An 11,545-nucleotide genomic window follows, 5' to 3' on the forward strand; every position below is an offset into this window, starting at 1 on the left:
GGGGGGGGGGGTTGGGGGGGGGGGGGGGGGGGGGGGGGGGGGGGGGGGGGGGGGGGGGGGGGGGGGGGGGGGGGGCGCGGGCCCCCCCCCCCGGGGGGGGGGGCCCCCCCCCCGGCCGTGGCTCAGGAGACGTTGACGGCGGTGTCGTCGAGGACGAAGGAGGTCTGCTTGGTGTAGTCCTCGGAGCCGGAGAACTTGAGGGTGACGCTCTGGCCGGCGTAGCCGGACAGGTTGAAGCTGTGCTGCTGGTAGCCGGCGGCCGCGTTGACGTTGGAGTAGGTCGCCAGGGTGGTGCCGTTGGCGGTCACGGTCAGCTTGTCGAAGGCGGTGGTGTTGCTGGCCGCGGTGTCGATGTGCAGCCAGAAGCTGAACGTGTAGCTGCTGCAGCCGGCCGGGAGGGTCACGGTCTGGGCGAGGGTGTCGGTGTTGGTGCTGCCGTACCCGTCGAGCCAGGCGTCGTAGCTGCCGGAGTGCGGCGGCTCGTTGGAGCTGCTGTTGATGGTGCTGGTGCCGCTGGTGTTGGTCTCCGTCCAGCCGGTCGTCGAACCGGCCTCGAAACCGGGGTTGGTGAGCAGCTGGGCGGCGGTGCAGCCGCTGCCGCCGCCGGTGGGCTGGACGGTCCAGGTGAAGGTGACGGAGGAGGACGGGCCGGTGGAGTCGGTCGCGGTGGCCGTCACGGAGTACGTCCCGGCGGTGGTCGGCGTGCCGCTGATCAGGCCGGTCGTGGCGTTGACGCTCAGCCCGGCGGGCAGGCCGGAGGCGCTGTAGCCCAGGGTGCCGCCGGCGGTGTCCGTGGCGGAGAGCTGGAGGCTGGTGGCGGTGCCGGCGGTGGCGGTGCGGGCGCCGGGGTTGGTGAGGCTGACGCTGCCGGTGGTGCTGCCGCTGCCGCCGGCGGCGAGCCAGGCGGTGGCGTTGAGGCCGAGGGCGGCGTCGGTGCCGGCCGGGTCGTCCCAGCCGTTGTAGACGGTCTTGCCGGGCTCGCCGGTGCCGTCGTCGATGGCGGAGCTGTCGCCCCAGACGGCGACCCGGCCCTTGCCGAAGCTGCTGGTGGCGAAGAAGGCGCCGGTGGTGCCGGAGGAGCCGGTGCGGTAGACGATGCCCTTGACGGCGGGGTTGTCGGCGGGCTTGAGGGTGAAGGTGGTGCCGTTGCGGATGATGCTGCCGGTGACGGTGCCGAAGGGGCCGTGCAGGACGGGGTCGGTGGCGTCGTTGACGGCGGTGGGGTTGTCGGTCTGGATGTTGAGCAGGTCGACGGAGAGCCCGAACGGGTCCTTGCTGTTGACCGAGTTGGTGGTCATCAGGTCGTTGATGACGGCGGGGGAGTCCCAGCCGTCGTTGTTGCGGTCGCTGCCGGTGTGGTCGGAGATCAGGAACAGGCCGCCGCCGTTCTGGACGAACGTCATGACCGCGGTCTTCTCGGCGTCGCTGAGCCGGACGTTGGGCTCGGGCAGGACGAACTCGTCGAAGTTGGCGAGGTCCAGCGCGCCGCCGGTGCCGTAGGTGATGCTGGAGCCGCTCGGCAGGGTCTTGAGGCTGTACTGGCCGGTCTTCTGGAGGGCGACGCCCCAGCTGGAGATGGCGCCGGTCCAGTCCGTCCCGGACTGGGGGTTGGCGTTCTCGGCGAGCGGGTCCGGCTGGCTGGTGCTGATGATCCAGTCCGCGTTGCCGGCGGTCTCCGCCTTGCTGTTGTCGAACAGGACGCGGTGCTGGGTGGCGGTCGCGGCGGCGGGGGCCGTCGTGGTGGCCGTCGTCGCGGTCGCGGTGGTGGCCGCCGCGGCCGGGTGGGGGGCGGTGCTCGCGACGGCGAGCACGGTCAGGACGGCGGCACCCAGGGCGAGCGGGCGTGTCACGTTGACGCGTCTGAGCATGGGTCAAGTCCCTTGGGTCGTGGGGATGCAGGGGAGAGCTACGCGCGTAGGCGCAGTGGCACCGTCCCATGATGGGGTAATCGGCGCTTGAACGGAACGCGACGAAACGGCTCATCGGTGCGCCCTCGGGCCTTTCGCCGGAAGCCTGCACAGCTGCGACACCATTGGGCCACCGGACCTCCGCGCCCGTGCCGCGGCCCTTGCCGAAGCCTTTAACGAGGGCTCCGGCAAGGGCCGCGACATCGGACTCCGGCGACGGGAGCAGCTACCCCTGCATCGGTTGTGCGCGGGGCCGCTACCCCCGGGCCAGCCGCCCCAGGGCCAGACCCGCCAGCAGCGCGGCGCCGTCGCCGAGCACGCCGTCGTCGAACTCGGCCTCCGGGGAGTGGTTGTAGGGCGCGGTGAACGGGTCGCGCCCGTCGTCCGGGACGGCGCCGAGCAGCAGGTACGCCGACGGGACCAGTTCGCCCAGCACGCCGAAGTCCTCGGAGCCGGCGATCGGCTGGGGCATCTCCAGGAACCGCCCCGACCCGAACAGCCGGGCCGCCAGGCCGGATGCGAACTCCGTCTCCCCCGGGTCGTTGACGGTCACCGGGTAGCCGGGCTCCACCTCGGCCGCCACCTCCAGCCCGTGGGCCGCCGCGATCCCGTGCACCACCCGTAGGGACTCGGTGCGCACCAGTTCGCGCGAACGCGGCGAGAAGGAGCGGACGGTGGCCTCGAACCGCGCCTCGTCGGGGATCACGTTGGCCGCCGTACCGGCGCCCAGCAGGCCCACGGTGAGCACCACCGGGTCGAAGGCGTCGATCCGGCGGGTCACCATCGACTGGAGTGCCAGGACCGCCTCGCAGAGCGCCGGGACGGGGTCGAGCGCCGAGTGCGGGCTGGAGCCGTGCCCGCCGCGCCCGCGCAGGGTGACCCGCAGGGTGTCGGAGGCGGCGAGCACCGGCCCGGGGCGGGTAGCGACCACCCCGTTGGGCAGGATGGCGGCGGCCACGTGCAGGGCGTACGCGGCCACCACCCGCTCCCCGGCCGCGTCCAGCACGCCCGCCTCGACCATCAGCCGGGCGCCGTCCGCCCCCTCCTCGCCCGGCTGGAACATCAGGACCACGTTCCCGGCCAGCTCCGCGCGCCGCTCGGACAGCAGCCGGGCGGCGCCGACCAGCGCGGCCGCGTGCAGGTCGTGCCCGCAGGCGTGCATCACCCCGGGGGTCTCGGAGGCGTACGGCAGCTCGGTGCCCTCCTGTACGGGCAGGGCGTCCATGTCGGCCCGCAGCAGCACGTTCGGGCCCGGTCGCCCGCCGCGCAGGACGGCGGTGATCGAGTTCAGTCCCTTGCCGAGGGTGAGTTCCAGGGGGAGGCCGTCGAGCGCGGCGAGCAGCCGGGCCTGGGTCCGGGGGAGGTCCAGTTCGAGTTCCGGGCGGCGGTGCAACTCCCGGCGGAGCAGCGCGAGTTCGGGTTGCAGGAGGGCGGCCGAGCGGAGCAGTTCGGGCAGGTCGAGCCGCTCCCACGGTGCGGCGGGCGCGCCGGGTGCGCCGGGGGTGGTGCTGGACAGGTCGGACACGGGGGACCTCCAGGGGTGGACGGACCGGGGGGAGCCCGGGGTGGCTGGTGCCATGATCGGAGGTTGCCCACCCCGATCCGGCCCGGCACACGGGAGGGCCGTGAATCCGGTCCGGACGCCACGGGAAACGCTCCGGGGCGTGGCCGACCTCGGGCTTCGTTGAGATGGTCCGACGGAGTGACTATCTTCATGGGGTGAGTGAGCGTGTGATGCAAGAACCCACCGTGATGGTCCTGACCGCCCTCGCGGACGCCCCCCGGCACGGCTACGCCGTCTCCCAGGAGATCAAGGCGATGACCGACGGCCGGGTCGCCCTGCGCACCGGAGCCCTGTACGGGGCACTGGACCGCCTGCTGGCCGACGGCCTGATCGAGGTCGAGCGCGAGGAGGTCGTCGACGGCCGCGCCCGACGGATCTTCACCCTCTCCCCGACCGGCCGCGAGCGGCTGGCCGCGGAGGCCGACCGCCTGGCCGCGACGGCCCGGGAGGCCACCCGTCGGCTGTCCGCCGCCCGACCGGCGGCGACCGGCACATGATCGACCACCTGCTGCGCCTCTACCCCGCCGCCTACCGCCGCGCCCACGGTGCGGAGATCGCCGCGACCTACCGCGAGCTGACCGCCGGCGAGCCGCTGGGCCCGCGCCTGCGGGACGCGGCGGAACTGGCGGGGCACGCGCTGCGGCTGCGCGCCGGACTGGGCCCGGGCACCGCCGCCGCACGGATGCTCGGGGCGGCGTACCCGCTGGTCCTGGCCGCCTCGGCCGCCGCCTGCGGTCTGCACCTGCTGCGCTGGTACGCCGCCGTGGCCGCCTCGCCGGCCCCACTGGGGGTGCAGCTCCGATCCGACCTGTCCGGGGTGTGGGGCGTACTGCTGCTCTCCTCGCTGCTGGTGTTCGCGGGGGCGGCGGCCGCCCTGGCCGGACGGTGGCGGGCGGGCGTGCCCTGCACCGTGGCCGGGCTGCTCGCCTTCGCCACGGCCGCCGTGGCCAGCGGGCCGGCCCTCGGCGACCCGGTGGCCGGTCCGGCCGCAGCCGTGCTGGCGGCGGCCGCGCTGCTCGGCTGCCCGCCGGACCGGCGCACGGAGGCCCTGGCGGCCGGCCGCGCGGGCACGGCCGGGGTGGCGGTCGCGCTGGTCCTGGTGCCCCGGGCGGCCGTCGCCGCGCACGCCGTGCCCTGGATCAGCACCGACTACGGGTGCTGGCCGCCGCTGGTGCTCGCCGCGGCGGCGGCGGTGACCGCCTGGCGCAACGGCGCCGGGGGCGGCGCATCTCGGGGCGGCGATTCTCAGGGCACCGGCTCCCGGGGCACCGGCTCCCGGGGCGCCCGCGAACTGGCCGCCCTGGCCCTGGCCTCGCCGCTTCTGCTCGCCCAGGCCGGCACGGTGGCCTGGGGCGACCCGACCGCGCTCGCCGTCCTGGCGACCGTCCTCACGGCAGCCCTGGCGGCCGTCCCGCTCGCCGGCCGCCTCGGGCGGGCCCGGCGCTGAACAACCCGACCCCGCCGAGCGGCCCCCGGCCGAGCGGCGGGGTTCGTCGCGCACGTATTACTCCGTTTGACGTAGCATTCCGTTCAACGGACTATCGGGCCGTCGGCTCCACCGGATCCGGCGGGCCCACGCGAGAGGATGCCCATGCCGTTCACCATGTCCCACCCCGCGGCTGTCCTGCCCCTGCTGCGGACGCCGTTCAGCCGGGTCGCGCTGGTGGCCGGGGCCGTCGCGCCGGACCTGCCGTACTTCCTGGTCACCACCGGACTGCCGGTCAGCGCCCAGTCCTGGTACGAGCCCTTCGCCAATGCCACCACCACCCACACCCTGCCCGGCGCCCTCACCGTCGGCCTGCCGTACACCCTCGCGCTGTGGGCGCTCCTCCTGGCCGGGTGGCGGCCGCTGGCCGCGCTGCTGCCGCTCCCGGCGCCCGCCGCGCTGCAGTCGTCGGGCGGTGCGGGCGGTACGGGCGGTACGGCCGGAGCGATGGTGCGGCGGGCCGGCTGGGTCCTGCTGTCCGCGGTGATCGGGCTCGCCACCCACCTGGTCTGGGACTCCTTCACCCACTACGACGGCTTCGTGGTCACCCGCGCGCCCTGGCTGAACACCACCCTGGCCGGCAGCCTCACCTGGGCCCGGGCCCTGCAACACGCCAGCACCATCGGCGGCCTGGCGGCCATCGCGGTCTTCGCCTGGCGCCGACGGGCCCGGCTGCGCACCGGCGCCCGGCCCGTCACCGGTCGGCGTCGCCGCATCCTGCTCGCGCTGGCCCTGTGCACGGCCACCGGGGCGGTCGCGCACGCCTGGTGGTGGCTGGCCGGCCCGCAGGCGGTGGCCGACGGGCGGCCGCTGGACGCCCTGCTCGAAGGCGTGCTCTCCGACGCGGCGAAGGGTGCGGGCGCCGGCCTGATCGCCGCCCTGGTGCTGTACACCAGCGCCTGGTGGATCCGCCACGCGGCCATCGCACTGCGCGGCCGCGCGGGCGCCGCACAGGCCGGTACCACGGCCTGACCGTGGCAGACCCTCGTGCCGCCCGATGGGTCGTCCGACGGGTCGTCCGACAGGTCGACAAGTCCTGCCTGCCGTCCAGGACTTCGCTGTCGTTCGACGTTTCGGGGGCGCCCACCGGGCGCCCCCGAAGGGCCGGACGCTGGGTCCGGGCGGTGGCCGGCTCCGCTGCATCGGAGGGCGGCCGTGGTCCCTGGGTGTCGATTGCTCGCGACCGGGACATCGGGTTCAAGGCTGGCGGGGAGCGGGGCCGGAACGCCCAGTTGCGTGCTGCGGGGCCGGACGGCATGGTGGCGACGTCGCTGGACGGGGTCGCCTCGGTGGTGGATGACCTGGGCCTTTTCCCGTTCCGCCGGGCGTGATTGTTGCGGCGGGTTCCGGACTCGCGCGCAAGAAATCCCGGGGGCGGTGTCCGTCGGGACGGAAAACCCGGACAGGGGCGCGATCCGGCGTGTGCGGGGGTGCTCACGGTGGCCGCGAGCTGCGGATACCTCCGTTGATCATGCGATGTTCTTTCGGAGCGGAATGCCGATTGGGCCGTTCGGGGAATTCGCGGGGCACGTCGTACCCGAGAATGAACGGCGGGTGCCGGGCGGGAGCTGCAATCTCCGGTCCGGGTCTTCAAGACTCGATTGAACGTCAATTCGATTGTAGGGACTTCGTATGAGTGTGCCGCGTCCGCGGCGGACGACGGCGAGCAGCAGTGTGTTGCCCGTCTCGGTCGTCGTCCTGGCGTTGGGTGTTCTGACCGCGGTCGTCGTTCTCGCCCTGGCCGGGGTGTCCACGGAGACGATCATCGCCCTGTCGAGTGCAGCGGTCTTCGCCGCGGCCGAGCTGACCAGACGGCTGGTCGCCGCCGTCGCCCGCGAACGCCGGCGCAGGTGAGCGTGCGCCATGGGACGGCACAAGAAGGCGGTGCCGGACGGTGCGTTCGCGGAGCGGCTCGCCGTGTACCTGCGCGGCCTGCGGGAGCGCAGCGGCAAGACCTACGAGGCCATGGAACCCTTCTCCGTCGCGACCTTCTCGCGTGCGGACTCCGGTGCTTCCAGGCCGAGTTGGCGAGTCGTGGAGGCTTACGTACGGGCCTGCGGCGGACGGCCGTCGGAGCTGCGCAAGGCCGACCGGCTGTGGCAGGAGACGCCCGCGAGCCAGCCGGCGGCGGACGCCCCGGCCGACGGCGCCGACGCCTGGCCCGAACCGGACACCCTGGTGGAGCCCCACCAGCTCGGCGAGGTCATGCGGATCGCGCGGAAGGCGTGCGGCGACCCGTCCTTGCGCGGCCTGGAGGTGCGGGCGGCGCAGCTGGGTGAACAGCTCTCCCGCAGTACGCTCAGCGACGCGCTGCGCAAGCGCGGCGGGCCGCAGTTGCGGACGTTCTGCGTCTTCATGCGGGTGATCGCGGACTATCCGGGGTCGCCGGCCGCCGGCTACCCGGCCCGGGTGTGGGCCGAGGCGTGGCACCGCGTGCAGGAGGGGGGCGGCGGGGCGGCGGCGCCCGCGGTCGGGCCGGGGCGTCCGTCGGCGGGGGCCGGGCGGGCCCCCGCGTACCGGGTGGGGGGGCGGGGGCCGCCGGGGCGGCTCGCCCCCCCGGGGCCCCCCCCCCCCCGGGGGGGGGGGGGGGGGGGGGGGGGCGGGGGGGGGGGGGGGGGGGGGGGGGGGGGGGGGGGGGGGGGGGGGGGGCGCGGGGGGGGGGGGGGGGGGGGGGGGGGGGGGGGGGCGGCCGCCCCCCCTCGACCGGGGAGGGGCGGCGGCGCCCGCGGCTGCTGACCCGTCCGTGGGCGCCGCCGGGGCCGCTGCGGGACCTCAAGGACGCCCTGCACGACCTGTACCTCGCGGCCGGCGCGCCGTCCCTGGCGGACATCGCGGGCGCCGTCCGGCTGGACGACTCGCTCGCCGCCGCACCGGAGCGGGACAGCGTCCGCCGGCTGCTGCGCTCGCCCCAGCTGCCGCCCAACCCGCACGACGCGGTGGCGGTGGCGTCGGTGCTGGCCCGGATGGCGGGGGGCGGGGCGGCGGTCGCGGCGGGGGAGGCGGCCCTGCGCGCCCGGAACCTGTGGATCGCGGCGGCGGCGGAGCCCCCGTACGGGCACGCCGTCGCGGACCTGCTCGATCCGATCGCCCTCGGGGTCCGTCCGACCTTCGCGTTCCCGGACATGCCCGACACCCTGCCGACCCTGACCCCGTACGTGGACCGGCTGCACGACCGGGCGCTGCTGGACGTGGTGCGGCTGGGGGTCGGCGGGCACAGCGGCATCGTCATCGCGCGCGGTGCACCGTCGACCGGCAAGACGCGCAGCTGCTGGGAGGCGGTGCGGTCGCTGCCCGCCGACTGGCGGCTGTGGTACCCGGCCAATCCCTCCGACACCGGGCAGGTGCTCCAGGCACTGGCGGGGGCCGGGCCGAGGACGGTGGTGTGGCTGGACCGGATCGACCGCTACCTGGACGCCGTCCAGGGGGTGACGGCCCAGCGGATCCACGACGAGATCAGGCAGGCGCTGTCCGACACCCGCCGCGCCCCGGTCCTGGTGATCGGGACGGTGTCCGACTCCGCCCGGATGCTGACGGGGGAGGGGGGCGAGGAGCTCCCGAACGCCGCCGCCCTGATGCTGATCGAGGAGGCGGGCGTCAACGTCCCCAACTCCCTGACGGGCAGTGAGCTGCTCGGGCTGGCCGCCCTGGCGCACCGGGACCCCCGGCTGTCGCTGGCCCAGGCCACCGCCAAGGAGACGGCCGTGCAGTTCCTGGCCAGCAACCACGGCGCCCACCCCGTGGTCAACGCGTACTCCTTCCACACGGCCGTGACCACCGGGGACACCGACACGCTCGTGGTGGGCGCGCGCCTGCTGCACGAGACCGGCCGCCCGCGGGAGGCGGTGGCCTGGTACCAGGCCGCGGCGGAGGCCGGCGACAGCCAGGCCGTCCGGTCGGCGGCGAGCCTGCTCAGCGAGAGCGGCGACCTGGCCGAGGCGATCTCCTGGCTGCGCGAGCGCGCCGACGCCGGCGACACCCACGCCGCGTTGGAAGCGGCACGGCAACTGGAGCACGACGGGCAGGACGAGGAGGCGATCACCCTCTACCAGCGCGCCGCCCAGACGGGTGGCAAGAGCCAGGCGCTGCGCTCGGCGGCGGCCGTGCTGCGCCGTCACGGCCGGGCGCCCGAGGCCCTGGCGTGGTTGCAGGGCCGGGCGCGGGACGGCGACGAGAAGGCGCACCGCGAGGCCGCCCACCTGCGCTGGACCACCGGTGACCGGGAGGGCGGACTGCGCTCCTACGAGGAGGCGGTGGCCGCCGGCGACACCACCGCCCTGCGCGAGGCGGCGGAGCACCTCCAGGCCGCGGACCGGATCGAGGAGGCGATCGACTGGTACCGGCGCGCCGTCCGCGGCGGCGACAAGGTGGCCCTGCGGCCGCTGGCCGACCTGTTGAAGGCCGAGGGCGACCTCGACGGCGCCCTGCCGTACTACCTGCGGGCGGCGGAACTGTCCGACGTGCTGGCCATGCACCAGGCGGCCGCGCTCTACCGCTTGGGGAAGCAGCCGGCCCGGGCGCTGCACTGGTACCGGGAGGCCTCCCGGCACGGGGACGACTCGGCGCTGCTGCACATCGCCGCCCTCCACCAGGAGGCCGAGCGGATCGACACCGCGCTGACCTGGTACGCGAGGGCGGCCGACAGCCGGATCCGGGACGCCTACCGGGAGGCCGTCTGGATGCTCTGGGACGCGGGGCGGCTGGACGACGCCTACGCGTGGCTCGAGGGCCGCGTCGACAACGGCGACCGCCGGGCACTGCGCGAGATGGGCGACCTGCTCCGCGAGGTCGGCCGGCTCCCGGAGGCGCTCGCCTGGTACCGCCGGTCCGCGGCGCTGGGCAGCAAGTACTCCGGCCGGCACGTGGCCCGGCTGGAGGCCCGGTCGGGGGCCCGGTCGGCGTAGCGGCCGGGCCACCGGCCGCTCCGGTGATTTTCGGCCACGGCGCGGCCGGATTCCCCTGCGAACTTCACGAGTTACTTCACCCCAGTGATTCCGGGGCCCTTCCGCCGGTGATTACCGGGGTAATCAGAGAAATGACATGTCTCAGGAATGTGAGCAAGATGTGTGCCCTGGTATGTCCGCTTTTGATCGGACAAGTCGCCGGTGGTGAGGCGCGTAGACAGCCGGGGAATTGCCTCGGCACTACCAACTCTTGACCTTCACTAGGGGATTACGTAGCCTCCTGATCAATACGGAGGGCCGGTCGCCGGGGTGTTCGAGCGAGCCAGTTGCCGCCGTGGGGTGACCAATTCGAATCCGTGGGGGATCTCGTGTACGACGTCATTGTTGTCGGTGCCCGCTGCGCCGGATCGCCGCTGGCCATGCTGCTGTCCCGGCAGGGGCACCGGGTGCTGGTGGTGGACCGGGCCTCGTTTCCCAGCGACTCCGTGTCGACGCACTACATCCATCAGGCCGGACTGTTGAAGCTCAAGGAATGGGGGCTGCTCGACGAGATCGTCGGCGCCGGAACGCCGGCGCTGCGCACGATGCACTACGCCTACCGCGGGATCGAGCTCAACGGCTTCGCCGAGCCGGTCGACGGCGTCGACGCCGTCTACTGCCCGCGCCGCACCGTGCTCGACGAGATCCTCGTCAACGCGGCCCGCCGGGCGGGCGCGGAGGTGCTGGAGGGCTTCACCCTGACCGACCTGGTCTTCGACGGCGACCGGGTGGTCGGTATCCGCGGCCGCGAAGGCGACGGCCCGGAGCGGGAGTTCCGCTCGACCGTGGTGGTCGGCGCCGACGGGTTCCACTCGACGGTGGCCAAGCGCACCGGAGCCGAGCTCTACAACGTGCGCCCGGCCGCCGGGTTCATCTACTACTCCTACTACACCGGGCTGGAGGACTGGGGCCTGCACCACAAGACCGGCATGAACGAGCGCTGGTTCGGCACCTGGCCGACCAACGACGGGCTCCAGATGCTGGCGACCATCTGCACCCGCCGCCAGCTCAAGGAGTTCCGCCAGGACGTCGAGGGCCGCTTCCAGGCCGTGTTCGACGACGTGTCCCCCGAGATGGGCGTCCAACTGCGGGACCAGGGGCGGCGCGTGGAGGACTTCAAGCCGATGCGCTACCCGGACAACTACTACCGCCGCGCCTACGGTCCGGGCTGGGCCCTGGTCGGCGACGCCGGCTACCACAAGGACCCGTACACCGGGTGGGGCATCACCGACGCCTTCCTGCACGGCCAGCTGCTGGCCGACCGGCTCCACCAGGGGCTGGCCGGGGAGCGGCCGATGGAGGAGGCGCTCGCCGAGTACAACAAGCTCCGCGACGAGGAGAGCGGCGACGTCTACGACTTCACCACCACCCTCGGCGAACTCACCGAACTGCCGCCCTTCTTCCGCGCCACGATGTCCGCGATGAGCGCCACCCAGGAGTGGACCGACCGGATGCTCGGCCTGATCGGCGGCATCGTCGAGGGGTACGAGATCTACGCGCCGGACGCCCTGGAGCGCCTCTACGACAGCGCCGGAGTGCCGCAGGACCAGCGGATCTACGACCCAGCGGGCTGAGCCGCCCCGCCCGTCCGATGGTCCGTCACAGCACTGCCGCAGCAGTCGTTCCAGTCCGCCGAGGGAGCCAGCAG

Annotated in this window: 9 protein-coding genes and 1 pseudogene; 7 read left to right on the top strand and 3 right to left on the bottom strand. The window is 74.5% G+C overall.

Translation table 11 applies throughout. The annotated features are described in order from the left end of the window. Positions 1 to 122: 122 nt before the first annotated feature. Positions 123 to 1,868, bottom strand: coding sequence for a putative Ig domain-containing protein (locus ACFV8H_RS28610; RefSeq protein WP_380405558.1), 1,746 nt, complete (start codon positions 1,866 to 1,868; stop codon positions 123 to 125). Between the two features lie 295 nt (positions 1,869 to 2,163). After that, the gene (locus ACFV8H_RS28615) at positions 2,164 to 3,354 is read right to left on the bottom strand and encodes a M20 family metallopeptidase (RefSeq protein WP_380405626.1); all 1,191 of its coding nucleotides are present in this window, start codon (positions 3,352 to 3,354) and stop codon (positions 2,164 to 2,166) included. A 287-nt stretch (positions 3,355 to 3,641) separates the two neighbouring features. On the opposite strand from ACFV8H_RS28615, the gene ACFV8H_RS28620 reads away from it, so the two are divergent. From ACFV8H_RS28620 to ACFV8H_RS28640, 5 genes and pseudogenes are all read left to right on the top strand, one after another. Further along, on the top strand, positions 3,642 to 3,968 hold the full coding sequence (locus tag ACFV8H_RS28620) for a PadR family transcriptional regulator (protein WP_380405560.1): 327 nt from the start codon (positions 3,642 to 3,644) through the stop codon (positions 3,966 to 3,968). Beyond that, entirely contained in the window at positions 3,965 to 4,918 is a 954-nt protein-coding gene (locus tag ACFV8H_RS28625; RefSeq protein ID WP_380405563.1) for a hypothetical protein, read from the top strand. The genes ACFV8H_RS28620 and ACFV8H_RS28625 overlap by 4 nt, the downstream gene beginning before the upstream one ends. 144 nt (positions 4,919 to 5,062) lie before the next feature. Then, positions 5,063 to 5,929 carry a DUF4184 family protein gene (locus ACFV8H_RS28630; RefSeq protein WP_380405566.1) on the top strand — a complete coding sequence of 289 codons (867 nt, stop codon included), beginning with the start codon at positions 5,063 to 5,065 and terminating at the stop codon, positions 5,927 to 5,929. 705 nt (positions 5,930 to 6,634) lie between these two features. Next, positions 6,635 to 6,811 carry a hypothetical protein gene (locus tag ACFV8H_RS28635; RefSeq protein WP_380405569.1) on the top strand — a complete coding sequence of 59 codons (177 nt, stop codon included), beginning with the start codon at positions 6,635 to 6,637 and terminating at the stop codon, positions 6,809 to 6,811. A 111-nt stretch (positions 6,812 to 6,922) separates the two neighbouring features. Then, a pseudogene (locus ACFV8H_RS28640) lies at positions 6,923 to 6,979 on the top strand (hypothetical protein); the annotation flags it as partial. Positions 6,980 to 6,999: 20 nt separating this feature from the next. Here ACFV8H_RS28640 and ACFV8H_RS28645 read toward each other — a convergent pair. Further along, on the bottom strand, positions 7,000 to 7,314 hold the full coding sequence (locus ACFV8H_RS28645; protein WP_380405631.1) for a hypothetical protein: 315 nt from the start codon (positions 7,312 to 7,314) through the stop codon (positions 7,000 to 7,002). Between the two features lie 585 nt (positions 7,315 to 7,899). On the opposite strand from ACFV8H_RS28645, the gene ACFV8H_RS28650 reads away from it, so the two are divergent. Together ACFV8H_RS28650 and ACFV8H_RS28655 are read left to right on the top strand one after the other, a co-directional pair. After that, positions 7,900 to 9,858: a hypothetical protein gene (locus ACFV8H_RS28650; RefSeq protein ID WP_380405572.1), complete on the top strand. Its 1,959-nt coding sequence runs from the start codon at positions 7,900 to 7,902 to the stop codon at positions 9,856 to 9,858. A 356-nt stretch (positions 9,859 to 10,214) separates the two neighbouring features. Next, entirely contained in the window at positions 10,215 to 11,471 is a 1,257-nt protein-coding gene (locus ACFV8H_RS28655) for an NAD(P)/FAD-dependent oxidoreductase (RefSeq protein ID WP_380405574.1), read from the top strand. Positions 11,472 to 11,545 lie beyond the last annotated feature (74 nt).

It is taken from the genome of Kitasatospora sp. NPDC059827, assembly GCF_042731675.1.
GTDB lineage: Bacteria > Actinomycetota > Actinomycetes > Streptomycetales > Streptomycetaceae > Kitasatospora.